Source organism: Otoolea muris, assembly GCF_943193115.1.
Taxonomy (GTDB): Bacteria; Bacillota; Clostridia; order Lachnospirales; family Lachnospiraceae; genus Otoolea; species Otoolea muris.
In genome coordinates this window covers 73,378-99,152 of sequence record NZ_CALPCY010000012.1, presented here as the reverse complement: position 1 = coordinate 99,152, position 25,775 = coordinate 73,378, and the positions used below count along the sequence as shown (strand labels likewise).

The 25,775-nt window shown below is 54.3% G+C and carries 17 protein-coding genes and 1 pseudogene; 17 read left to right on the top strand and 1 reads right to left on the bottom strand.

Going from position 1 to position 25,775, the window contains the following annotated elements:
* Positions 1 to 70: 70 nt before the first annotated feature.
* From NFS31_RS09900 to NFS31_RS09845, 12 genes are all read left to right on the top strand, one after another.
* Positions 71 to 1,045 (top strand): ArsR/SmtB family transcription factor, encoded by a 975-nt coding sequence (locus NFS31_RS09900; RefSeq protein ID WP_251494222.1) that lies wholly within the window; start codon positions 71 to 73, stop codon positions 1,043 to 1,045.
* Positions 1,046 to 1,151: 106 nt separating this feature from the next.
* A complete protein-coding gene (locus tag NFS31_RS09895) occupies positions 1,152 to 5,999 on the top strand; it encodes a nicotinate-nicotinamide nucleotide adenylyltransferase (RefSeq protein ID WP_251494219.1) in 4,848 nt (1,615 codons plus the stop codon).
* Positions 6,000 to 6,032: 33 nt separating this feature from the next.
* Positions 6,033 to 7,283, top strand: coding sequence for a Rossmann-fold NAD(P)-binding domain-containing protein (locus NFS31_RS09890; RefSeq protein ID WP_251494216.1), 1,251 nt, complete (start codon positions 6,033 to 6,035; stop codon positions 7,281 to 7,283).
* A gap of 24 nt (positions 7,284 to 7,307) precedes the next feature.
* On the top strand, positions 7,308 to 8,507 hold the full coding sequence (locus NFS31_RS09885) for a flavodoxin family protein (RefSeq protein WP_251494213.1): 1,200 nt from the start codon (positions 7,308 to 7,310) through the stop codon (positions 8,505 to 8,507).
* Complete coding sequence (locus NFS31_RS09880; RefSeq protein ID WP_251494210.1) at positions 8,488 to 9,771, top strand: sensor histidine kinase; 1,284 nt, start codon at positions 8,488 to 8,490, stop codon at positions 9,769 to 9,771. The genes NFS31_RS09885 and NFS31_RS09880 overlap by 20 nt, the downstream gene beginning before the upstream one ends.
* 2 nt (positions 9,772 to 9,773) lie before the next feature.
* A complete protein-coding gene (locus NFS31_RS09875; protein WP_251494207.1) occupies positions 9,774 to 10,622 on the top strand; it encodes a DNA-binding domain-containing protein in 849 nt (282 codons plus the stop codon).
* Between the two features lie 137 nt (positions 10,623 to 10,759).
* The gene (gene gltS, locus NFS31_RS09870; RefSeq protein ID WP_251494204.1) at positions 10,760 to 11,941 is read left to right on the top strand and encodes a sodium/glutamate symporter; all 1,182 of its coding nucleotides are present in this window, start codon (positions 10,760 to 10,762) and stop codon (positions 11,939 to 11,941) included.
* A gap of 252 nt (positions 11,942 to 12,193) precedes the next feature.
* A complete protein-coding gene (gene gdhA, locus NFS31_RS09865; RefSeq protein ID WP_251494202.1) occupies positions 12,194 to 13,546 on the top strand; it encodes an NADP-specific glutamate dehydrogenase in 1,353 nt (450 codons plus the stop codon).
* 183 nt (positions 13,547 to 13,729) lie between these two features.
* Positions 13,730 to 14,674 carry a D-2-hydroxyacid dehydrogenase gene (locus tag NFS31_RS09860; RefSeq protein WP_160228358.1) on the top strand — a complete coding sequence of 315 codons (945 nt, stop codon included), beginning with the start codon at positions 13,730 to 13,732 and terminating at the stop codon, positions 14,672 to 14,674.
* Between the two features lie 391 nt (positions 14,675 to 15,065).
* Positions 15,066 to 16,127: a TAXI family TRAP transporter solute-binding subunit gene (locus NFS31_RS09855; RefSeq protein ID WP_251494199.1), complete on the top strand. Its 1,062-nt coding sequence runs from the start codon at positions 15,066 to 15,068 to the stop codon at positions 16,125 to 16,127.
* A gap of 17 nt (positions 16,128 to 16,144) precedes the next feature.
* Complete coding sequence (locus tag NFS31_RS09850; protein WP_251494196.1) at positions 16,145 to 16,627, top strand: DUF1850 domain-containing protein; 483 nt, start codon at positions 16,145 to 16,147, stop codon at positions 16,625 to 16,627.
* An 11-nt stretch (positions 16,628 to 16,638) separates the two neighbouring features.
* Positions 16,639 to 18,600, top strand: coding sequence for a TRAP transporter permease (locus NFS31_RS09845; RefSeq protein WP_331482581.1), 1,962 nt, complete (start codon positions 16,639 to 16,641; stop codon positions 18,598 to 18,600).
* A 220-nt stretch (positions 18,601 to 18,820) separates the two neighbouring features.
* Here NFS31_RS09845 and NFS31_RS09840 read toward each other — a convergent pair whose 3' ends face one another.
* Positions 18,821 to 19,537 (bottom strand): phosphatase, encoded by a 717-nt coding sequence (locus NFS31_RS09840; RefSeq protein WP_251494194.1) that lies wholly within the window; start codon positions 19,535 to 19,537, stop codon positions 18,821 to 18,823.
* 369 nt (positions 19,538 to 19,906) lie between these two features.
* Here NFS31_RS09840 and NFS31_RS09835 point away from each other — a divergent pair, with 369 nt between their 5' ends.
* The 5 genes and pseudogenes from NFS31_RS09835 to NFS31_RS09815 all read left to right on the top strand — a co-directional run bounded on the left by NFS31_RS09835 (position 19,907) and on the right by NFS31_RS09815 (position 25,645).
* Entirely contained in the window at positions 19,907 to 20,851 is a 945-nt protein-coding gene (locus tag NFS31_RS09835; RefSeq protein WP_251494192.1) for a 30S ribosomal protein S1, read from the top strand.
* A 122-nt stretch (positions 20,852 to 20,973) separates the two neighbouring features.
* Positions 20,974 to 21,558, top strand: a pseudogene (locus NFS31_RS09830) (GTP pyrophosphokinase); the annotation flags it as partial.
* Between the two features lie 181 nt (positions 21,559 to 21,739).
* Positions 21,740 to 23,542 carry a glycerophosphodiester phosphodiesterase family protein gene (locus tag NFS31_RS09825; protein ID WP_251494189.1) on the top strand — a complete coding sequence of 601 codons (1,803 nt, stop codon included), beginning with the start codon at positions 21,740 to 21,742 and terminating at the stop codon, positions 23,540 to 23,542.
* A 167-nt stretch (positions 23,543 to 23,709) separates the two neighbouring features.
* On the top strand, positions 23,710 to 24,174 hold the full coding sequence (gene dtd, locus NFS31_RS09820; RefSeq protein ID WP_251494186.1) for a D-aminoacyl-tRNA deacylase: 465 nt from the start codon (positions 23,710 to 23,712) through the stop codon (positions 24,172 to 24,174).
* Positions 24,175 to 24,244: 70 nt separating this feature from the next.
* Positions 24,245 to 25,645 carry an aminopeptidase gene (locus tag NFS31_RS09815; protein ID WP_416389448.1) on the top strand — a complete coding sequence of 467 codons (1,401 nt, stop codon included), beginning with the start codon at positions 24,245 to 24,247 and terminating at the stop codon, positions 25,643 to 25,645.
* Positions 25,646 to 25,775: the final 130 nt, after the last annotated feature.

Below are 25,775 nucleotides of genomic sequence, written 5' to 3'. Positions count from 1 at the left end.
AAAATATTGCCATGATTGTGAAAACGCAGGTTTAAAGCCCGCCGGATGGCTGCGAAAAAGGAGGCGCATGATGTCAGAACGAACCAAACATAATATCCGAATCAGTCAGGACCGAAACATTTCACTGTATCTGGGCGACCCGGCCCACCACGATTGGATCACCCGGATCGGAAAGGCGCTTTCCTCCCCTGTGCGCCTGAAAATACTGAACATACTGAAAAACACGCCGCGCTCCTTAAAGGAGATCGCCGCGCTTTTAGAGCTGCCGCTTTCGTCCACCTCCCTGCACATCAAGGCCCTGGAGGAGGCGAGGCTGGTGATCACGGAAAACCAGTCCGGGGTGCACGGTTCTATGCGGGTGTGTATCTGCAGCTTCACCTCCTTCCGCCTGACTGCGTTTAATGAAGAGGTGGACTCGTCCAACAAGACGGTATCCATCGAAATGCCGATCGGCAACTATTTTAACTGCGAGGTTGCGCCGACATGCGGGATCGCGGACGAAAAGGGCGTCATAGGTGCTTTTGATTCGGTTGTCACCTTTTACTCCCCGCGCAGGATCCGGGCGCAGCTCATCTGGTTTACAAAGGGCTTTATCGAATACCGCTTTCCGAACCTCATAAACCCCCTGCTGGACTTAAAGGAAATATCCTTCAGCGCCGAGATGTGCTCCGAAGCGCCGGGCTTTCTCGAGGACTGGCCGTCGGATATCACCATTTCCATCAACAACAGGGAAACCGTTACCTGGCGCTGCCCCGGGGACTTCGGCGCGAGAAGGGGAAAGCTCACCCCCGCAGGCTGGTCCAACGGCTCCTCGCAGTACGGGCTTTTAAAAACCTTTTCCGTGAAAAAAGAGGGCAGCTACTTAGACGAACAGCTCCGCAACACGGATATTACAATCAACGATTTGGGTCTGGCCGCATCTCATTTCATTTCTCTGAAAATTGAGGTGAAGGAAGATGCAAAATATGCGGGGGGAGTGAATATTTTCGGCAGAAAGTACGGGGATTATCCGCAGGGGATTATTATGCGGGTGACGTATGAATAGCGGACAGTGAAATCAAGAAACAGTTGGCGAGCGCCCGCCTCGGTGGTATAATAATACAAATATTATGGCCGGATGTTCGCTTTCCGGCCGTCTGAGGAGGAGTGGGATGAGTAAGAAACAGATACGCCAGATCATCGCTGATCTGGCGGAGCGGCTTTCCGGGAAGGACTTCCTGGATCGCTCCGGCTTGAGCAAGAAGCATATCCAGATGCTCATGAACAGGGAACACTGGGAGGAACAGCTTCCCCGCCTGATCCCGATGAAAAAAAGGGTGTCCTGCAGGACGATTTACGAGATCTGCGCGGAACCGCTGGCGCTTTTGGGGCGGGAGCCGGAGGATGGCTGGATGAAGTTTACGTATCAGTACGTATGCCATATCCTGTACCCGGATCCGGAGTTCACGAAGGCAAACGCCAGATTTGCGTCGGGCGCGGAGTTTTATCTGGCTGTGCTCCAGTATTTCTTCGATATGGAGCGGGGGCTTTTTAAATATGACTCCCTCTATGATTTCGGCTTTTTGCCGGATGAGGAGGCGGAGCGCTTTGAGTCCTTTGAGGAATACAAAAAGTTTAAGAAGATTTTTGTGCGGGAATATGTATATGAGATGATGCGCTTAAATGCGGAGGTGACGCCGTTTCGGACCCTGGAGCACATCGCCGGCGTGCATCATGTGGCCATGACCGTGGCCAGAGGGCTGTACGCGGCCGGCGTTCCCATTGATTTAACCCTGACCTCCGGCGCGGCGGCGGGGCATGACATCGGCAAATTCGGGTGCAAGCCCAATGAGCGCGTGCCGTATCTCCACTATTATTATACGAATCAGTGGTTTAACAGCCATTCCATGGAGTACATCGGCCACATCGCGGCCAACCACTCGACGTGGGATCTGGAGCCGGAGAATTTATCTGTAGAGTCCCTGGTCCTGATCTACGCCGATTTCCGTGTGAAGCAGAGCCGCGGGGAGGACGGGCGGGAGATCACCTTTATCTCCAACCTGGACGAGGCGTTTAATGTGATCCTGTCCAAGCTTGACAATGTGGATGAGGCCAAGCATAACCGTTACCGCTTTGTCTATTCCAGGCTGCACGATTTTGAGGACTACATGCGCTCCCTGGGAGTGGACGTGAATCTGGACGGCAGGCCGGCAAAGCCGGAGCCGCCGGCGGATATCTCCCTGCGCGACGCGGCCCGGACCGTGGAGTCCCTGGTGTTTATGGGCATCGAGCACAACATTGACGTCATGCATCAGATGGGAGCGGAACGCCAGTTCGGAAACCTGCTGGAGGCTGCCAGGAGCGAGAAGAGCTGGAAGAACGTCCGCGCGTATTTAAATATCTTCACCGAGTATTTTACCTATACGAACGACAAGCAGAAGGAGCAGACATTAAGCTTTCTCTATGAGCTTCTGATGCACCGCGAGGGCGATATCCGGGCCCAGGCCGCGCGGCTTCTGGGAAATGTGATCGCGCAGTTTAACGCGGGCTACCGCAAGGAGCGCCCGGTCGGCATGCCGGATATCGCAGAGGAAAAGGTGATGGAGCTGTGGAACACGTATCTGGATATGATCATCCGTCCGGATCACAAGCTCACCATGCAGCAGAAACGCCGGATCCGCTACAATTTAAAAAATGTGCTTGACTCCGTTGTGGAGCATGCCGGGGCCGCGGATTTAAGGCAGTTTCTGGACGCCTTCCTCCGGCGGTATGAGGAGCCGGGCGAGCGGGAGGCGGGCGAGGCGTTTGTGCTGCTTGACTCCGTGCATTTCATGCCGTTTGAAAAATTTGACGACGCGGATCTGGAAAATGTGGCGCAGTTTGCCCTCTTTGAGAGCGGAAACGAGGAGGAAGAGGTGCGGATTGCCGCATGGCGCGCCTTTAAGCTGATCACAGCCTTTAAGCCGGAGCATCCCTGCTGCAAAGCGATCGCGGAGCGCGTGAGCGGGACGGATGTAAAGGGCAATACCACTATGACATTCCTTAAGTACCGCGTTCTGACCAATCTGGGGTATGAGACAGAAAAAGAGCAGGAAGCGCTCTACGAGCATGACGTGGTGTCCGATATCTTCCTTGACAACTTAAAATCCGCCACGCCGTGGATCATCAAGGCTGTAAATATCAAGCTTCTGGTGGATCAGATTGACTATGGCAAGCACGAGCACATCCTCCATATCGCGGCCCATTTCTCGAACCTTATAAAGGTCAGCGAGAATGTGATCGTGCGCCACGACGCGGGGCATGCCCTATTGCGGATCATCGGCCTTCTCACGCCGGATCAGAGAAATGAGATCGCGGTCGAGCTCTTAAAGGGCTTAGAGGTCGGCGAGTATGAATTTTCCAAATATATCCCGCAGTATCTGGGCGAGGCGGCCCTGTGGCTTCCGCCGGAGCAGCTTGAGGAGATACTGACCTATCTGCGCGGCCTGATGGCCAGCCCCAATGACCGGATTGTGTCCGTGGCCCTGGATACAGTGGGTATCCTCCTGGAGTGCTACCCGTGCTACAGAGAGCGCTTTAACGATTCACAGGAGCGCTGGGAGAAGCGCCGCGGCCAGCTTCTGGGCATGCTGCTCGGCGGCCTGGCCAACTACCGCGAGACGGTGCGCCAGGAAGCGCTGCTTGTGCTGGGGCAGACCGTGTTCGGCTCCTCGCGGCTTGACTGCCTGCAGAAGAACGACATCTTTGCCTTGAGCTTTAAGAAAATCCTGTTCCTTCTCAATGAGAATAAGGGCGAGGAGCTGACGGCATTTTACCGGGCGGCGGCGCTGTCGAACATCTGCCGCTTTATCACCCAGTACCGCATGACGCAGGGAGAGTTTGCCATCAGCGGGAGAAACAAGGTCGCGTTTTTCCCGGGCACCTTTGACCCGTTCACGTTGTCGCACAAGGAGATCGTGCGCGAGATCCGCGACATGGGCTATGAGGTGTATCTGGCCGTGGATGAATTCTCCTGGTCCAAAAAGGCGCAGCCGCACCTGATCCGCCGTCAGATTGTGAATATGTCCGTGGCGGACGAATTCCATGTCAGCCTTTTCCCGGACGATATTCCGGTCAATATCGCAAACCCCGCTGATTTAAAGCGGCTTAAGGAGGTCTTTGCGGGCAGGGAGGTCTACATGGTGGTGGGCAGCGATGTGATTGCCAATGCCTCCTCCTACAAAAAGGAGCCGTGCGAGAACTCGATCCACAGCATGAACCACATCGCCTTCCGCCGCGTGGGCGATAAGAAATCAGACAACAAATACAACCCGAAGATCATGGAGCGGATCACAGGAAAGGTGTGCGAGCTGGAGCTTCCGGGCCATCTGGAAGATATCAGCTCCTCAAAGATCCGTGAAAATATCGACTTAAACCGCGATATATCGAACTTAATCGACCCGTCCGTGCAGGAGTATATCTATTTTAACGGCCTGTATTTAAGGGAGCCGGAGTATAAGCCTATTTTCCGGGCCCGCGCCATTGCCTTTGAGGAGGTGGAGGAAGCGGGCGACGCGCTTCTGGAGGAGATCGGGGAGAGTGTGTTAAAGGGGGACGACGACAGGGAGAAGCGCATAAGCGCGATCCGCTCATCAGGCGACCGGCTGCTGCTTCTGCGCAACACGGTAGACGAAAACCGCCTGGTGGGTATTGCCCGCATCCGTTACTTAGGCCCGGATGAGCTGTTCGCTGTGTTAAAGAAGGTTGAGCTGGCGGATCAGGTGCGCCGCCACACATACGGCGAGATTCTCCTGATTTCCGGTATCTATGTGGAGCGGGATCCCATGATCTACAACGCGGAGCAGCTTCTTCTGACGGAAGCCATCGCGCGCTCCTTTGCGTTTAAGTGCGGCTACGCCCTTTTCATGGCCGGCGACGGGGAATGCCCGGAACGGGTTCTGTCCGCGATCCGGCGGCAGGGCTTTGTCAAAGCGCCGGAGTGCGAGAGCGACGGCCTTTTATACCTGGTGGATATGCATGCCCCGCTTGTGCTGGTCCAGAATCTTGAGACGACCTTAAAGGAGCCCTTCTCCAGCAATGAGAGAGTGCTGAAGGCGGTGCGCAAAGCCCACCACGAGCTGCAGATGGCCATGACCGGGCTCTATCCGGGCCAGCTTGTGCTTTCCCTCTCGGCGAGCGTCATCTACCACCGCCTGGTGGATAAGATCACAGCCTTAAACGAGGTGCCCAGGGAGCCGGTTCATCCGCGCCAGCTCGGGCGCTATATGTGCGTGCCGTTTGGAAAGATCCTGCGGGGACAGGTGGTGCCAAACACGGTTACCAAGACGCTTCACACGGATAAAGTATTTGATCCGGAGCTGAAAAAAGATACCATCGAGGCGTTCCACCGCTATTCGCCTCTGCCGAGCCAGATCAAGGCTATCAAATCCTTTGACCGGCCTGTGATCCTGGTGGACGACCTTCTCCACCGCGGAGGCCGCTTTGACACCCTGGAGCCGATGATGAAGGAAGAGGGCGTCGAGATCCGGAAGGTAATTTTGGGCATGATCTCCGGCTACGGCCGCGATACCATGGCCACCAGAGGCGTGGATGTGGACAGTGTGTACTTTATCCCCAACCTGCGCTACTGGTTCGTGGAATCGACCCTGTATCCCTTTATCGGCGGAGATACGGTCCGCCGCGATACGGTGAAGGTGGCGGGCTTAACGCCGTCCATTAACATGATTCTGCCGTATACGCTCCCGCCCATCAGGGACTGCAGCCGCGAGGCCATGTTTGAGTTTTCCGCGTGCTGTATCCGCAATTCCAGGGATATCATGCTGGCGCTGGAGGCGGAATACAGGGCGCAGTTTGCCAGAAACCTGACCTTAAGCCGTCTGCCGGAGGCTGTGATCCTGCCCCTGTGCCCGGATAAGGGGGACTGCGTAAACTACGATCCCAACCTGGCCGCGTCCGTTTATCTGGAAAATGATCTCCAGATGCTTTACAGGACCAGGGAGCCGGGCTGGGGCGCAAGATAAGAGAAGTAGGAATAATAAAGGAGGAAACAGCGCATGTTTTATTATAGAATCGGAGAGCAGCTCTGCTGCTCCCCGACAGAGGATCTGCCATATGAAAAGGCGGAGCAGCCAAAGGATGTATGCCCGCTTGTCTGGCTGTTCGACAGGGAGGCGGGGAGCTGCCGCGCTTCGTTTAAAGTAAACAGCCCGGATCTCCTGTTCCAGGATAAGGAGGATGTGTCGTGGCTGAGCAGCCATAAGCTTTCAGGAGCGGCCGCCGGGCAGGAGGCGGATCCGTATCTGCTAAGTGTGATCAGGGCGGGCCTCCTGCGCGCGGTGAATCTGCGCCATCCGAAATTTCAGGAGATCGTGGGCGGGCGGCCGCTTAAGGAGAAAAAGCGCGTGCACGTCCTTGCCATCGGCGATGTGGGGAGCACGCTTCTGACGGGCCTCCACCTTCTGGGCGGAGATTGTATCAGCTCCATCGGCATCTGCGATATCTCGGAAAAGGTGACGGCGCGGTGGGAGTTTGAGGAGAACCAGATCGCCTATCCGTGGGCGTACGACGCCCTGCCCGAGGTGGATATCGTGGCGCCTGAGAACCTGTTTCAGTGCGATGTCTTTGTCTTTGTGGCGTCCAAGGGGATTCCTCCCGTGGGCTCCCAGGTAAAGGATGTCCGGATGTACCAGTTTGAGAATAATTCCAAGATCGTGGCCCTGTATGCAAGGCAGGCCAGGAGGGACGGCTTTAAAGGGCTATTTGCCGTTGTCTCAGATCCCGTGGATCCGCTTGCCAAGACGGCGTGGCTCGAGAGCAATAAGGATGAAAACGGCGTCCTCGATTACCAGGGCCTTCGCCCGGAGCAGGTTCAGGGCTTCGGGCTCGGCGTCATGAACGCCCGGGCGGCCTACTACGCCAAGCGCGACGGGCGCTTTAAGCAGTTTCTGACCGAGGGCCGTTCCTTTGGGCCGCACGGGGAGGATCTGGTGGTAGCGGATTCCATTGAGCGCTACAATGATGAGCTGTCAAAGGAGCTGACACACTTAACCGTGACGGCAAACCTTCACATGCGGGCCATTGGCTTTAAGCCGTTTATCGCCCCTGCGTATTCATCGGGCGCCATTTCCCTGATCCTGACGCTGCGCGGCGAGTGGCACTGCGGCTCCGTATTCCTGGGGGGAATTTTCATGGGCGTGAAAAACCGCTATACGCCGTATGGGCTCGAGACGGAAATCCTGCCGCTTCCGGAGGCGCTGTACGAGCGCATTGTAACCGCGCAGGAGCACTTAAAGACGATCGTATAGGCCGCGTGTACATGGGAAATGAGAATGGAAGAAGCGGTAACACAATCAATCATGACAGAACAGACAGCCGCCCGCACACCCGGGCGGCGGCTTACAGTGATAGCGCCCCGGGAGGAGGCTGCGGCCCCGGGCAGCCGCTTTGAGGAGGTCCTGGGGAGCGCGCTGGACGGCCGTGAATGGAGACGGGTGGAGAAGGAGGAAGAGCTCCGGGCTTTTTTGCGGGAACGCAGTAAACGGGGCGCGGACGAACAGGAGGAGGAACCGCTGCTGTTCGCCCTCTCTCTCGGGAAGACGGGAATTAACCTGGAATATATCCGTATGCTCCGTTTCCTGCGGGAGCATACGAACGCCCTCGAGGGATGCGTGGGGGGCGCGCTGGTGGACGGAAGGAGCGATCTGTACACGAAATCCGTGGCCCGCGAGCTGGTCTTTACAGCCAACCGCGCGGGCTGCGCCTTTGTGGGCCGCCCATTGGTGGAGGGGACGAAGACCCTGTCCAATTTCTCCATTGTGGCCCGGAATATGGATACGGATCTGCTGAGCGCCTACAAAAAGAGCGCCGCGATCCTGACGGACGAGATCCTTGAATTTAAGCGCCCGGTGTCAGAGCGGCCGTCTCTGCTGGTGCTTCACGCCTCCAGCCATCCGAATTCCAATACGTTCGCCCTGTGGGGGGAGCTTAAGGGATTTCTGACGGATTTTCAGATTACAGAGATCGGGCTGCGAAACGGTACGGTTTCGGACTGCTCCGGCTGTCCCTATAAGATGTGCCTGCACTTCGGGGAAAATGAGAGCTGCTTTTACGGCGGCGTTATGGTGGAGGACGTTTATCCGGCCGTCAAGAAGGCGGACGCGATCCTGATGCTGTGCCCGAATTATAATGACGCCCTTTCCGCCAACCTAACAGCCTTTATCAACCGCCTGACAGCGCTGTTTCGGATCATCCGGTTCTACGACAAGGCGCTGTTCGCCGTCGTGGTATCCGGCTATTCGGGCAGCGACATCGTGGCAGAGCAGCTAATCGCGGCGCTGAATATGAATAAAACCTTTTATCTTCCGCCCCGCTTTGCGCTGATGGAGACAGCCAACGCCCCCGGGGCCGCGATGAAGCTGCCGGGGATCCATGAACGGCTCCGCGCCTTTGCGGCCCATATGAGAAGGACGCTGAAGGTCCCGGAACGCAGCAGAAAGGAAACAGACCGCAGTGCCAGGAAAATCCTTTAAACGAATTCTCGGGATCGGGATCATCATTGCCCTGACCTCCCAGCTTTACTGGAATGCCTTTGTCAATAACTTCCGGATCTCGATCTCCGTGATCCTCCTTCCCGTTTTGATTCTCACAGTGGGAAACCAGATCCACACCCGGACGCTGTGCGGGACAACGGCCTGCCTCGTGTTTGTCTTCCGGTGGTGTATCTGCGTCCTTCAGGGGATTCCCGCCGGGAGCGCCGTCCTTTCCGTGCTGCCGGGGGCGCTCTTTTACGTGTGCTACGGCCTGCTTTTCAAGCTCCAGATCCGCAATAAGCATATCGTCCAGCTTGAGGGCCTGATTGCCGCCGCGTTTTTCTGCGATTTCGGGTCAAATGTGTTCGAGGTGTGTTTAAGGGAGTTTCTGGAGCTTAAGAGCCTGCCGGATCTCGACGTGATTAACCAGCTCATGGTGATCGCGGCGGCCAGGACCGTATTCGTGGCCGCCGCGCTCTTGGGAGAGCGGCAGTACCGCGCGCTTCTGGCCAAATCAGAGCATGAGAACCGTTATCAGAGGCTGTTTCTCATGACAACAGGGCTTAAGACCGAGATTTACCTGATGCATAAGAATTCAGAGGAGATCGAGCGGGTGATGAGCAACGCCTACCGTCTGTATGAGCAGATATTAAAGCTGGAGCTTCCGGGGCAGATGCAGCAGATGGGGCTGGAGATTGCCCGCGACGTGCATGAGATCAAAAAGGATTATATCCGTATTATCCAGGGTGTGGAGCAGGCGATCGGCGAGGAATATAATGAAGAGAGCATGAGCTTTCAGGATATCCTGCAGATTCTGGAGGCCTCGACGTACCGCCTGCTGGCCGGGAAGCGGCTGGATGTGCGGCTTTTGTTTGACTGCCGGGATAATTTTACCACAAGAGAGCACTATACCCTTATGGCAGTGCTCAAGAATCTGGTAAATAACGCCATTGAGGCGATTGAGACAAAGAAAAAGAGCGGTACGATTCACATTATAGAAAAGAGGGAGGAGGACCGGTTTGTGTTCCGGGTGCTGGACGACGGCCCGGGCATATCCGGACGCCATCTTCCGAATATATTTAAAATGGGATATTCCACAAAGTTCGACGAGCGGACAGGCAACATCTACCGCGGCGTCGGGCTGTGCGGGGTTAAAAATGCAGTAGAGGAACAATTTAAAGGCAGCATCTGTGTGAAATCAACTATGGGAAAAGGAGCTGAATTCCGGATTGAGATACCTGCCGCAGTATTGGAGGAGCCATAAGTATGGATATTTATATTGTTGAAGATGATGTTTCGGTGATCAGCATCCTGGAGGATATCATTGAAGATAACGATCTGGGAACGGTCTGCGGGAGCTCCGGGGAGACGCCCGCGGATGTGGATGAGATATTGTCCAAAAACCCGGATATTATCTTAGTGGATTTTCTGATGCCGGAAAAGGACGGGGTGGCGCTTGTCCGGGAATTAAAGGAGCGCGGCTGCAAGGCCAAATGCATCATGATTTCCCAGGTATCGGCCAAGGAGCTGATCGGAAAGGCATACGACGCGGGCATGGATTTTTTTATCAGCAAGCCGATCAATATCATTGAAGTAAAGTCCGTGATCCGCAACGTAACCAGACAGATCATGAACGAACGGACCCTGTCCAATATCAGGAAAATGTTTGTGGCCGAGATGTCGGAGGAACAGAAGGAGAAGAGGCCGGAGAACGGCTACGCCAAAAAGGTGCTCTATATCCTGAACCGTCTGGGAATGTCGGGGGAGAAAGGCGGGGATGATATCCTGCGCATCTGCCAGTATCTTCACAGCAACAGCCGTTCCATTTCCCAGGTGAGCATCGGCCAGCTCTGCGATATCTTAAGCGACGCGCCCAAAAATATGGAGCAGCGGATCCGCCGGGCGATCGCGGTCGGGATGTCAAACCTGGCGCATCTGGGGATCGAGGATTTCATGAACGAGACCTTTACCGCCTACTCGAGCACTCTGTTCCCCTTTGAGGAGATCCGCTCCGAGATGGATCACATCCGCGGAAAACGCAAGTACGGCGGAAAGGTCAGCATCAAGAAATTTATTGACAGCCTGATGCTGGCCGTGGATCGGGAGCTTCAATAGAAAGTAAAAATTTCATAAACAAACTTAAAAAAATGTTACTATTTTAAAATATATTCTTGAATTATTTTGTAGTTTTTTGAGAGTTTCAAGCTATAATTACCTCCGATGTAAACAAATAATATATTGGAGGTAAGTGTATGAAGATTATTGAGCTTGATCTGTATCAGGCAACCGCGGTTGCGGCACTCGTGCTCTTACTGGGACGCGTCCTGGTAAGTAAAATTGCGATTCTTCGCAAATACTGTATCCCGGCTCCTGTAGTGGGCGGTTTTATCTATGCTATCTTACATACCATCCTGAGAGGGATGGGAATCCTTGAGATTCAGGGCGACATGACGCTGCAGAGCGTATTCATGACCGCATTCTTCTGTAGCGTTGGCTTTACCGCATCCTTCCGTATGCTGAAAAAGGGCGGCGTTCAGACCGTTATCTTCTTAGGGCTGGCAGCGGCGATGGTTGTTCTCCAGAACGTACTCGGCGCGGGCCTTGCAGGCGTATTCGGACTGGATCCGAGACTGGGCCTTGCGACAGGTTCCATCCCCATGGTCGGCGGACACGGCACAGCCGGTTCCTTCGGACCGCTTCTTGAGGGCCTTGGCGTGGCCAATGCCAACGTAGTTGCCATCGCATCCGCTACCTATGGCCTGGTTGCAGGCTGCGTAATCGGCGGCCCGATCGCATCTTCCAAGATCCGTAAATTCAAATTAGGCTCCGCAGCTTCCGGCAGTTCCACAGAGGAGGCGGCAGAGGAAGAGGCTAAACTCAGCTCCCCGCTGATTCTCGACGGCCTTCTGTACCTCATCATTGCGATTGGTTTTGGTACCCTTGTATCTGCCGTACTGGGCAAGTTCATGACATTCCCGTCCTACATCGGCGCGATGCTGGTAGGCGCGATCATCCGTAACGTAGCTGACATGCAGGGCAAAGAGATCCCCATGGAGGAGATCAGCAGCCTTGGCGGCGCGGCCCTTTCCGTATTCCTCGGAATGGCTATGATCGGCATGAAGCTGTGGCAGCTCGCAGAGCTGGCGGTTCCGCTGGTAGTGATGCTGCTTGCGCAGACCATCCTGATGTTTGTATATGCAAACTTTGTTGTATTTAACGTACTGGGCAAGAGCTATGATGCGGCTGTTATGACGAGCGGCTTCTGCGGCTTCGGTATGGGCGCTACGCCGAACGCTATGGCGAACATGCAGGCTATCACCAGCCAGCACGGCCCGGCTCCGACGGCTTACATGGTAGTGCCGCTGGTAGGTTCCCTGTTTATTGACTTCGTAAATGCATCCATCCTGACAGGATTTATCAACTTCCTGGGATAATAAGCGGATATATGCCGGCAGCCCGGGGAACCGGGCTGCCGGCATGGTTGCTATAAACAAAAAATAATAACAATTATAACGTGATTTTTACTTGCTTATCAGCGCGAAATGCGATATAATCTAAGCAGATTAAAAAATTTCACAAAAATAAATGAAATTAAAAAGATTTTTTGTCAAAAACATCTACATAGCGATTTCTTTTAGGCCGGTGAGATTTTTAAACACATTTATAAAAACAGGAGGTATTTAACAATGAGCCAGTATGTTGACAGAGTTCTTGCTGAACTCAAAGAGAAGAATGCGCATGAGGCGGAGTTCCTTCAGACCGCAGAGGAAGTTTTATCTTCTTTAGGTCCGGTTGTTGACGCTCATCCGGAGTACGAGAAAGTTGCTCTTCTTGAAAGAATGGTTGAGCCGGAGAGAACCATCGAATTCCGCGTTCCGTGGGTAGACGACAACGGTCAGACACATGTAAACCGCGGTTACCGTGTACAGTTCAACGGCGCGATTGGACCGTACAAGGGAGGCTTACGTTTTGCTCCTTCTGTAAACCTTTCCATCATGAAGTTCTTAGGCTTTGAGCAGACCTTCAAAAACAGCCTGACAACCCTTCCGATGGGCGGCGCAAAGGGCGGTTCTGACTTTGATCCGAACGGCAGAAGCGATGCAGAGGTTATGAGATTCTGCCAGTCCTTCATGACAGAATTATATCGTCACATCGGTCCGGACATTGATATCCCGGCCGGCGACCTTGGCGTTGGCGCTCGTGAGATTGGTTACATGTACGGCCAGTACCGCAAGATCAGAGGCGCATTCGAGAACGGAACCATCACAGGTAAGGGAATGTCCTTCGGCGGCTCCCTGATTCGTCCGGAAGCAACCGGTTACGGCGCAGTTTACTATGTAGAAGCTGTTATGAAGCACGAGAACGATACGCTGGCAGGCAAGACGGTTGCTCTGGCAGGTTTCGGCAACGTAGCATGGGGCGCTGCAAAGAAGCTGGCTGAGTTAGGCGCTAAGGCTGTTACACTGTCTGGCCCGGATGGATACATCTACGATCCGGACGGCGTTACGACGGAAGAGAAGATCGAGTACATGCTTGAGATGAGAGCATCCGGCCGCAATAAGGTTCAGGATTACGCAGACAAGTTCGGCGTACAGTTCTTCCCGGGTGAGAAGCCGTGGGGCCAGAAGGTTGACATCATCATGCCGTGCGCAACTCAGAATGATGTTGACATGGAGCAGGCAAAGAGAATCGTTGCCAACAATATCAAATACTACATCGAAGTAGCGAACATGCCGACCACCAACGAGGCTCTGAAGTTCTTAATGGATCAGCCGAACATGGTAGTAGCTCCTTCCAAGGCTGTAAACGCAGGCGGCGTTCTTGTATCCGGTCTTGAGATGAGCCAGAACAGCGAGAGATACTCCTGGACTGCTGAAGAAGTTGACACGAAGCTTCACCAGATCATGACAGGTATCCATGACGGTTCCGCAGCCGCTGCTGAGAAATACGGCTTAGGCTACAACCTGGTAGCCGGCGCTAACATCGTTGGTTTCCAGAAGGTTGCTGACGCTATGATGGCACAGGGGATCTGCTGGTAATTCGTAACGGACAGATGATCTGAGCTGTTGTATTCATCCGTAAAAGTGAAATACAGTAGCAGCAAATTATAGAGCAGTTATCTGAATGAAAGGGCTGCTGCATTAAGGACAGAGTGCCCGCAGGCATGAGACTTAAGGCAGCGGCCCTTTCGGACAACATATCCTGAAAGGAGAATATAGATTATGAATTGTCTGATTATTGACAAAGTGTACGCCGGCATCGCTGAGGAGCTCGGCAAATCCATGAACGTAAAGACAGCGGATCACCTTCCGTCCAGCAAGGAGCAGCTTCTGGCTGATATCGGCGAGGCAGATGTTCTGATCATGCGCGTGGATCCGAAGATTGACAAGGAGATTCTGGACGCCGCCAAGAACTTAAAGGTAATCGGCGTTTGCTCTGTTGGCTTAAACCATATCGATATGGATTACGCAAAGGAAAAAGGAATCCAGATCTTCAACGCTCCCGGCTTAAATGCCAACGCTGTGGCGGAGCTTACGATCTCCAAGATGCTTGATATCTCCCGCGGAACCTTTACAGCAAACTATGATGTAAAAGTAAAGCATGAGTGGGACAAGTACAAATTCGAGGGCCGCGAGCTGCGCAACAAGACGCTGGGCGTAATGGGCTTTGGCCGTATCGGACGCCGTGTGGCGGAGCTGGGCCGTGCGTTTGGCATGACGATCGTTGCTTACGATCCGTTCTTAAAGCCCGAGGACTTTGAGAAAGAGAATGCAAAGGGCATGTCCATCGAAGAGCTTTTAAAGGTTGCTGATTTCGTATCCATCCATGTTCCGCTGACACCTGAGACAAAGGATCTGTTCAATGCAAAATCCATCGAAGGCATGAAGAACGATGCAGTGGTTCTGAACATGAGCCGCGGCGGTATCGTGAATGAGAAGGACATGTATGAGGCGTTAAAGGCCGGGAAGATTGGCGGCTATGCCACAGACGTTATGGAGAACGAGCTGGCCGGCAGCGGCTTAACAGGCAATGACAGCTTCGCAAGCCCGCTGTTCGAGTGCGACAACTTTATTGTTTCTCCGCACATCGGCGCACAGTCCGTTGACGCTTCCAAGGATATCGGACTTCATATTATTTCCAAAGTAAAAGAGGCTATGGGCCTGTAATACGTTTGTAACCGTTCAGACGGGCAGGAAGGCGCCTCATCTGAACGGTTACTTTTTTGCCCAAAGAGCGGCTCCTGTCAGGAAAAGGACAGGGGCCGTTTTTCCTGACTAAAATTATTCCCAATGAATTTGTATAGAGCCATAATTTTCGACAAAATTTGTGCTCTAATAGCTATAAATTTCACAAAATTGAAATAAACAATGTAGAATCATGTCTGATAATAAAGGTTTGAAGTGTTAGAAAATGGATAAGATTTAAAAAATTCATAATTTATGGTTGCGTTTTTTGAAAAGAAAGCGTATAATGTGGACTGTTATAATTCTCCGTGGCAGATGAAACAGATTGCTTTGGTGAATGTTTTAACAATCTTTTTAGAGGAGGAACCAGATTATGAAAAAAAGATTTACGGCAATTGCGGCGTTGGCCGTGGCGGCAGCCATGAGCCTGACAGCATGTACGCAGTCACAGAACGCGGCTCCGGAGACACAGGCCGCTGCGGAGACAGCAGCGCAGGGCAGTGAGGATAAGGCGGAGGAACCGGCTCCGGCTCCGGCTCCGGCGCCTTCAGCGGACGCGGTGAGCTTAAAGATGGCGACCGGCGGCACGACAGGTACATACTATGCCTACGGCGGCGTGATCGCGAATATTTTGAACGGCAAGCTTGGAAGCCTTCAGTTAAATGTACAGTCTACCGGCGCTTCCAAGGCGAATATTTTCCTGATTGACGACGGTGAGGCGGATGTGGCGATCGTGCAGAACGACGTTATGGACTATGCTTCCAAGGGAACGGATCTGTTTGAGGAGGACGGCGCGATTGAGTCCTTTTCCGCAGGCGCGGCGCTCTATGCGGAGGTGTGCCAGATCATTTCTTCCGGGGATATCAAGTCCGTTGAGGATTTAAAGGGTAAGAGAGTGTCTGTGGGCGACGCGGGTTCCGGCGTGGAATTCAATGCGCGTCAGATTCTGAACGCATATGGCATCAGCTTTGATGATATTGAAGTAAATAACTTAGGCTTTGGCGATTCTGCCGACGCGTTAAAGGACGGCAAGATCGACGCGTTCTTCTGCACAGCAGGCGCTCCGACCACGGCGATCACAGAGCTTGCAACTACAAATTCCATCAATCTTCTTGGAATTGACGACGAGCACGCAGCGGCTCTGCAGAACGACTATGCATTCTATACCCAGTACACGATTCCGGGCGGAACGTACAAGGGCGTTGATGACGATGTGGTGACTGTAGCGGTTAAGGCTACCCTGATCGTATCTGACAAGCTGAGCGAGGATGTGGTTTATGATCTGGTAAAGGGTCTTTTTGACAATAAGGATGCGATCACAGCGGGCCATGCCAAGGGCGCGGAGCTGGATCCGGCTTATGCAGTGGACGGCATCTCCGTTAAATTCCATCCGGGTGCAGAGAAATACTTTAAAGAGGCGGGTGTACTGCAATAAAACGCCTGCAAATCCATATGGGCAAAGGAGCTGTAGCTGCAATAATAGTTGTTATTATTGCAGCTATTCTCACTTTTTCGGCGGTGTGCCGCAGAGGCTGGTATCTGACGCTCCGGGATGGGGATACAAAAGAGGTATACGCCAGGTACAGGGTGGAGGAAGGGGATGAATTTTCGGTTTCCTTTATCCATTCGGTCAACAAGAGCCCTTTGATTGACGTATATCAGATTCGGGGACACGCGATCTATGTGGTGCGGACGATCTATTACGGCTTTGGGGCGGGCGTCCAGACGGAGCTGGAGGATGGGCAGACGCTGGCCTACGGGGAGGACGGGGCGATGATTGTTTCCGGTTTTGACCGGGAAATGCCCCATCTGTCTTATATTGTGGGAACGGTTTCGGATCATATGCTTACAGTCCATGGGAAAGAGATTAGCTTGAGGGAAGTATGCGGCAGGAATTCCACTGTGGAATTTACCTGTGAATTCCGGCAGTATTGATGGAGGTAGGGATGAGTGATAAGAATAAGCTGAACGGGGCGGGGCCTGATACAGGCGCAGCGCCGGATACATCTGCCGGCACAGCGGCTGATGTGGATGAGATTATGAAAAAATATGACAGGGAATCGAATACGCGCGTATTTGAGGGTGTCCCGAGGGTGGTTATCAAATATCTTCTGGCGGCGTTTTCCCTGCTGATGGTTTATATGAACCTGTTTGCGAACTGGGATGAGCGCGTGAGGCGGGCGTCCTTTGTGGGAATGGTAATTATTTTTGCATTTCTCCTGTACCCGGCCAAAAAGGGCAGCGGGGCTGTGAGAACGAATTATGTGCCGTGGTACGATGTGCTTCTTATGGCTATCGGAAGCGGGAGCTTTTTCTATTACGTGGTGAATTTCAGCGCGATTATCAAGCATGCGACGCGTATTAACCAGGTGGAGATCATCCTGGGCGTGCTGGGCGTACTGGTGCTGGTGGAGGCGTGCCGCCGGGTGGTGGGCCTTCCGATCCTGTGCGTGGCTACCTGTTTTGTGATCTATGCGTTTTCGACGGGCGCGAGCTTAAAGTCCATTGTGTATAACCTGTTCTACACAACAGGCGGGGTGATCGGCACGCCGATCGGCGTGTGCTCCACGTATATCGTGCTGTTTATTTTGTTCGGCGCGTTTCTGGAGGTGACAGGGATCTCGGAGTTTTTCATCCAGGTTGCAAACTCCATCGCAGGCGCGTCCTCGGGCGGCCCGGCCAAGGTGGCGGTTATCTCCAGCGCCCTGTGCGGGATGGTGTCCGGAAGCTCGGTTGCGAACACGGTGACGACCGGTTCTGTGACGATCCCCCTGATGAAAAAGACCGGTTACCGCGGCGAGTTTGCGGGCGCGGTGGAGGCGGCGGCCTCGACAGGAGGGCAGATCATGCCGCCGATCATGGGCGCGGCCGCGTTTCTGATGGCTGAGATGGTCGGCGTGCAGTACGGCGTGATTGCGGTCAAGGCGATCCTTCCGGCATTTTTATATTTCCTGGGAATCTTTATTATGGTTCACTTAGAGGCGAAACGGCTGGGGTTAAAGGGCCTTAATAAGGAGGAGCTGCCGAAGTTCGGGCATCTGATCCTCACAAAGGGCTTTCTCCTGCTCCCGCTGATTATCCTGGTGGTTATGGTCATGAAGGGATTTACCATGTCGCGCTCCGCGGTGATTGCCACGTTTGTGGCCATTGCGGTGAGTATGATCCGCAAGGAGACAAGGATGAATTTCGACGGATTTGTGACAGCCCTTGAGAACGGCGCGAAGAATACGCTGTCTGTGGCGATTGCCTGCGGAATTGCGGGTATCATCGCCGGCGTGGTTACCATGACAGGGCTGGGGCAGATCCTGATCTCCGCGATCGTGTCCGTGGCGGGCAATGTCACGCTGATCGCGCTTCTTCTGACCATGGTAACCTGCGTGGTGCTGGGCATGGGCGTGCCGACCACGGCGAATTATATCATCATGGCAACGACCTGCGCTCCGATCCTGGTGACGGGCATGCATATCGAGCCGATCGCGGCGCATATGTTTGTGTTCTATTTCGGAATCGTGGCGGATATCACGCCTCCTGTGGCGCTGGCCGCGTATGCGGGCTCGGCGATTGCGAAGTCGAATCCGATGCGGACGGCGTTAAATGCCTCGAAGCTGGCCATCGCGGCCTTCATCGTGCCGTATATCTTTGCTCTGAATCCGGCGATGCTGTTTATTGATACAACGGCGGCCGGGGTGGTGATGATTGTGGTGACCTCGATTGTGGGGCTGTTCGGCGTGTCAGCCGGGCTGGAAGGCTTTATGATGGCGGATATGCCGATGTGGCAGAGGATCCTTTCGGTGATTGGCGGGCTGATGCTGATCTATCCGGGGAATCTGACGGATATTCTGGGCGTGGCGATCGTCGGGGTGGTGCTGGCGATGCAGGTTTCGGCCAGGAGGAAGGCGGCTGCATAGAAGAGATATGTTCCGAAGGATTAAGCTAATGCTATGATACCGGGGTCAAAAGACCTTTTGGCCCCAACATCATGCTGTGGTATTAGCTTAATCCTTCGGAAATATATGGAATCAATATTTCTTCAAAACCGCCAGCCGTTTTGCCACTTCCATGATTATCACCCTTCCAAGAATATGAATTTTAATTTTCTTTACATTATCCATTCATGGCCCTCTCATCTTATCTGACACATTCCAGGTACTCGCCCAGCGCTTTTAAGGAGCGGTTTACAACGAGCTCTTCCGGGAAATCGACTTCCGCAAGCAATGCGGCGGCCTGCTCATGGCATCCGGCGTCGGCGGCGCAGTGAGAATCGCTGCCCAGGATAACCGCCGTATTATACCTGCGGCAGAGCTTAAGCATCGTGTAATAATTTTCACGCGCGCCGGGCCTTGGCGATCCGGGCTTTAAGGAGCTGTTATTGACTTCAAGAAGGACATGATGTTCTTTTGCCGCTTTTACAAGGCTTTCATAGTCCAGCGGAATCCGGCTGTTGTCGGGATGGCCGATAATCTGAACATACGGGTTTTCCATGGCCCCGATCAGAGCGGCCGTATTCTCTTCCTTTGTGCCAATCTCATAGCAGAGATCATGGATACTGGCAATGCCATAATCCAGACGCTTCTGCAGCCACCTCTTCAAATCGACGTTTCCCTGATAATCTATAATATTCAGTTCACACCCCATGATCAGGCGTATTCCGAAAAGTTCGCGCGGAATCGCTTTAAAATTGCAGAAATACATCTCATGGCAGCTCCCGGGCATGGCCGGCGCGTGATCGGAGGAGCCGAAAAGCGTAAGCCCGCGGCCGGCGGCGGCGCGGACCATCTCATAAAGCGTGTTGTATGCGTGGCCGCTGGCGATGGTGTGGGTATGTATGTCAAGGATATCGTTCATGTTAGCAGTACCTCCTTTGTGTTATGGATCAGATCAATGTAGTTGTGATTCGCAGATTAACCGGATGTGATTTGTAAGCGATTATCAGCGTGGGGAGTCGTGGGAAGGCCGCCCGGGACAGGTTCCATATCCAACAGAACCGCGCTCCCGCCCGGAGAAAAGCGCAGCGGGGCTTCGTCGGATATACCGCCTGCTTCCGGCGGCATTTTCACGGCTCTGCAGCAACATAAATATAATAATATCATAAATTTTTGCATAAAACTATAGAATTATAAGATGGGATATGGTTAAATAGAGATATTGCCCGCAACCGCCGCCCACCGATCCGGCAGGTTATGGGTTCAGTAAATCGCTAAGGAGGTACGATACATGACAGAACATAAAGCAGAAGACATAACGCCCACAGATTCAACAGGCATCCCGGCAGAGACGATGGCCGACTATGCGGAGGAACTGGAAGCTTCATTTAAAAAGGTAAAGGAAGGGGACATCCTGACAGGAACCGTGGTCGGGGTGACGGATACGCAGGTGCTTCTGGATCTGAAATATTACGCGGAAGGGATTATTGACAAGGAGAATTTGAGCAATGATCCGGATTTTGATATGAAACGGGAGATCCATCCGGGGGATGAGATCACGGCTACAGTGCTGCGGCTGGACGACGGCGAGGGAAATCTGGTGCTTTCGAGGAAGGAAGCGAATGACAGGCTGGCGTGGGAGCGCCTGCGGGATATGCTGGAGGCGAGAACCATAGTCCCGGTGAAGGTGTCGGGCGTGGTGAACGGCGGCGTGATCGCAAAGCTGGAGGGCGTGCGGGGCTTTATCCCGGCTTCCCGGCTGGATGCCTCGTATGTGGAGGATCTGAATGAGTGGCTGGGAAAGACTGTGGAGGCCACGGTGATTACCGCGGACGAGGAGTCGGGGCGGCTGGTGCTTTCCGGCAGGGAGGCGGCCAGGGAGAAGGCGCTTGAGGAGAAGAATAAGCGCATCGCCAGATGCGAGGTCGGCGCGGTGATGGACGGGGTTGTGGAGACGATCAAGCCTTACGGCGCGTTTGTCAGCCTGGAAAACGGGCTGTCGGGCCTGGTTCATGTTTCACAGATCAGCAGGAACCGGATCAAGCATCCGGCGGCGGTGCTGAAAGAGGGGCAGCGCGTGACGGTAAAGATCATTTCCACGGAGAATCATAAGATAAGCCTGAGCATGAAGGCTGTGGAGCCGGATGAAGCGCCTGAGGACGAGGTGTTTGATTATCAGGGCGGCGGGGAGGCCACGACGGGCTTCGGCGAGCTTTTGAAGGGAATCAAACTGTAGCGTGGAGAGCGGTTCGATGTTTTAGGCTGTATGAACAGTTGCGGCGGGATACGCTTAGAAGGAGAGGGAAGGAATTGAATATCCCCAAATCATATGATCAGCTTGATCAGTGGACGACGATTATGTTTTTGTATAATTCGGCCCTGAAGGCGATCAATACAAAGATTGAGATTATGAACAATGAATTTGTCCATATCTATCACTATAATCCGATTGAGCACATTAAATCGCGGCTGAAGTCGCCGGACAGTATTGTGAAGAAGCTGAAACGGCACGGGCGCGAGGTTTCGATTGCAAATATGATTGAGTATCTGAGCGATATTGCCGGGATCCGGATTATCTGTTCTTTTACCTCGGATATTTATCTGATTGCGGATATGATCTCGCGCCAGGCGGATATCACGGTGCTGAATATTAAGGATTATATTAAGAACCCGAAGCCGAATGGGTATAAGAGCTACCATATGGTGGTTACGATCCCGATCTATTTGAGCGAGGGGCCGGTGGAGACGAAGGTGGAAATCCAGATCCGCACGATTGCGATGGATTTCTGGGCCAGCCTGGAGCATAAGATTTATTATAAATTTGAGGGCAACGCCCCCAGAAGCCTGGAGGTGGAGCTGAAGGTCTGCGCGGAGATCGTGGATATGCTGGACGGGAAGATGTTTTCGCTGAATGAATCGATTATGAAGATCAGCGGCGAACAGTCCGGGGCGGAAAACAGGCCGGACGAGAGGCGGCCGGACAAATGGACCGGGCTTTTGACCGGGGGAGCGCAAGAGGAAGCGCCGGGCGGCTTGGAAGGAAGCGCCGGGGATTGCATCGCTGAGCGGGATACGGCGCAGGAGGCATTGAAAGAGCAGGATCCGGATGGCGTTTAGGAGGCGTTTGAGGGAGACACGGCAGATCGTGCGTGTGAACGGCAGGAGTATTGTTCTCTTTGAAGCTGCTTACAGGCTGCTTGCGCTGCCGCTTCTTTTGCGGATGGCGGACGCGCTGATGCGGTTTTCTCTGCATGCGTCCGGATACAGCTATGTGACAGTGAATAACCTGGTGAGTTTTCTTGGGGAGCCGGCGGCGATCGCTTCGCTGTGTATGGAGGTTGCTGTTTTGCTGCTGTGCGCGGCGCTGGAGGCGGGCTGTCTGGTGACGGCGTTTCAGGCGGCGGCTGAGTCGAGGCGGCTGAGCGTGCTGGCGATTTTCCAGGGGGGCCTGTCGAAGACGGCTGCTGAGGTGAGGCGCGGGGGCTGGCCGTGGTTCCTGATTGCCGCGGTACACAGCTTCCTGATCCACCTGTTTTTGCTTTACCGGCTTTTGTGCCATGTACGGCCCCTTAAGTTTATTCTCACGGCTGTGATGTCCGAGCGCTGGGGATGGCTGATTCCTGCCTGCGTGGTGGCGCTGTTCATTGCCATAGCGGTTCCCACGGCTTTTGTAGGGTTTGGCTGTATGGTGGAGCAGCGCTCCTTTAAAGGCAGCTTAAAGCGCAGTCTTGAGCTTTTGAGGGGAAATTATGTACATACGGCGCTGGTTTTGTCGCTGAGCAATGTTTTTGTGCTGGCGGCGGCGGTTCTTTTATATATGGCGGCGATTGTTCTGACAGCGGTGTTTGCGGTCCATTTTCTGGATCAGAGAATCGAGCTGGCGCTTCTTTTGGCTGCCAGGGACCGCATTGAATTTGTCCTTATTTTTGCAGCCGGGATCGCGCTTTCGGCTGTGCATTACGGGGCTTTGACCGTGCTTTATGGATATGCCAGGGGAAAACAGGAGGAAAAAGCGCCCGGCGCGCCGGATTGTTCCGGGAAGGAGCCGGCGCATGGCCGGCTTCTGACAAGGCGGAATGCGCTTGGGATTTTGTCGCTTCTCACGGCCGTCAGCGCGGTTTGTGTGGCGGACGCGGTGAGAAACGGCGGCGCGGGCGGGGATTGGCTCTCAGAGGTGGAGATTACGGCGCACCGCGGGAGCTCGTCCTCCGCGCCGGAGAATACGATCCCTGCGCTGGAGGCGGCGATTGAGGAATTGGCTGATTTTGCGGAGATTGACGTGCAGGAGACGGCGGACGGAGAGCTGATCGTGTTCCATGACAGGACATTAAAACGCATGGCGGGAGATGCGAGGGCGGTTGCGTCTATGACGCTTTCGGAGCTGTCGCGGGTGGACGTGGGATTGCGGTTTTCACAGGAATTCGAGGGGACGGCGATCCCCACGCTTTCGGAGGCGCTGGAAGCGGCCAGGGGGCGGCTTAAGCTGAATATTGAGCTGAAGAATCTGGGCGCGGCCAGCGACCTTCCGGAGAAGGCGGCGGCCTGTATCCGGGAATCCGGGCTTTCGCGCCAGTGCGTGGTTACCTCGACAAGCCTTGATTACCTGCGCAGGATCAAGAGCGCCGCGCCGGAGATCTATACCGGATATATTGCCTCCGCGGCGTACGGGGCTTATTATCAGGATGAGGCCGTGGATTTTGTGAGCCTGCTTTCCAGTTCGGTCAGCCGCAGGCTGGTGGAGACCGTGCATGAGTGCGGCAAAGAGGTCCATGTCTGGACTGTGAACCGCAAAAGCGAGCTGGAGCGGGTCAAGCTTCTGGGTGTGGATAATGTGATTACAGATAATCCGATTCTTGCAAGGGAGACGCTTTATGCAGAGGAGAACGCGGAGCATCTGCTGGAGCGGCTGCGGGAGATGATTCGGTGAAAAAGGCAGCCGTTCAGGCTGTCTGAACGGCTGCGAAAAAAGCGGCGCCGGCAAACCACAGGCGCAGAATTCACTGGGATTTTACAATGATGTGCGGATCATGAACTCTCGGAATCTCGCTGCGCCTGATTCCGGGAAGTTATGATAAAATACAGGAGGAAAATGGAATGAGGATTGTATTGCAGCGTGTGACAGGCGCCAGCGTGGCAGTGGACGGGGATGTGATCGGGGCCATTGATCAGGGATTTCTTGTGCTGCTCGGCGTGTGCGAGAGCGATACGGAGGAGATCGCGGATAAGATGGTGGATAAGCTGTGCAGGCTGAGGATTTTTGAGGATGAGAACGGCAAGACGAACCGGTCGCTTAAGGATGTGGGCGGGGCGCTTCTGGTGGTGAGCCAGTTTACGCTTTATGCGGACTGCAGTCAGGGAAACCGCCCCGGCTTTCTGGGCGCCGGGAGCCCCGAATTTGCGAACCGCATGTATGAATACGTGCTGAAACGGTGCGGCGGGTATGTGGAGAAGGTGGAACACGGGAAATTCGGTGCGGACATGAAGGTGGAGCTTGTGAATGACGGGCCGTTTACCCTTGTGCTGGACAGCGATACGCTGGTGAAGAAGAAAAAAATGTAAGGGCCCGGACGGCGCGCGGAGACAGCAGCATTGTGAAAATAATAACAAACAGAAAGGATAAAGGTGCAGGATTAAAATGGAAGAGACGGCAAAGGAGCTGGAGAAACGGCTGACATGGAAATTCCCGACGATTGCGAAGAAGTCGCCGGAGCAGAAGGAGGAGGCGTTTGCCTACTGCGAGGGATATAAGGCGTTTTTAAACGCGGCCAAGACGGAGCGGGAATTTACGGCCCAGGCGGCGGCGCTTTTAGAGCGCTCCGGTTATGCGGAGTGGGCGCCGGGGCGTAAGTATGCCCCGGGGGATAAGGTATATGTTATGAACCGCAAAAAGGCGCTGATTATGACGACGTTCGGGACGCGCCCGCTGGAGGACGGCCTGCGTCTGAATGCGGCGCATATCGATTCACCGCGCCTTGATTTGAAGCCGAACCCGCTGTATGAGAAATCGGAGATGGCGTATTTTAAGACGCACTATTACGGCGGGATCCGCAAATATCAGTGGGTGGCCCTTCCGCTGGCGATGCACGGCGTTGTGATAAAGGCGGATGGGGAGACGGTGGAGATCTCGGTCGGCGAGAAAGAGGGGGATCCGGTTTTCTGCGCGACGGATCTGCTTCCGCACCTGTCTGCGGATCAGAATGAGCGCAAGCTCAAGGACGGCATCAAGGGGGAGGAGTTAAATATCCTGCTCGGCTCCCTGCCGTTTGACTGCGGGGACGAGGAGATCAAGGAGGCGGTGAAGCTTCAGATTCTGGCTCTTTTGCACGGGACATACGGGATCACGGAAAAGGATTTCCTGCGCGCGGAGATTGAGCTGGTTCCGGCCGCGAAGGCAGTCGATGTGGGCTTTGACCGCAGCATGGTGGGCGCGTATGGGCAGGACGACCGGGTGTGCGCTTACACGGCTATGACCGCAGAGATTGCCACAAAGCATCCGGAGTATACGACCGTGACGGTATTTGCGGACAAGGAGGAGATCGGTTCGGTGGGAAATACGGGGCTGAATTCCAATTTCCTGCTGCATTATGTGATGGATCTGGCGGCCGCGGCGGGAGCCGATTACCGGCGTGTCCTGGAACACTCGCTCTGCCTGTCGTCGGATGTGAACGCGGCGTTTGATCCGACGTTCCCGCAGGTGTATGAGGAGAAGAACGCCTGCTATCTGGGAAAGGGATGCGTTCTGACAAAATATACGGGCGCGAGAGGAAAATCGGGCAGCAGCGACGCCAGCGCGGAGACCATGGCCAGAGTCATCGAGCGGATGGACGCGGAGGGCGTGTACTGGCAGATCGGGGAGCTCGGCGCGGTAGACGCGGGAGGCGGCGGAACCGTGGCCCTTTATGTGGCGGGCCTGAATGTGGATGTGGTGGATCTCGGGGTGCCGATCCTGTCCATGCACTCGCCGTTTGAGGTTGCCTCCAAGATGGATATTTACCATACATATAAGGCGTTCCTGGCATTTTATAAATAGGGCGGCCCAGGGCATGTCTGAGAAATCATTCCCGCGGCGGAACGCATTTTTAAGGCTTTAAGACACGCACTGGCGCGGTATTTACCGGATAACGGCCCATTTCCAGAATGGAGGAAGCGGCGCTTATCTG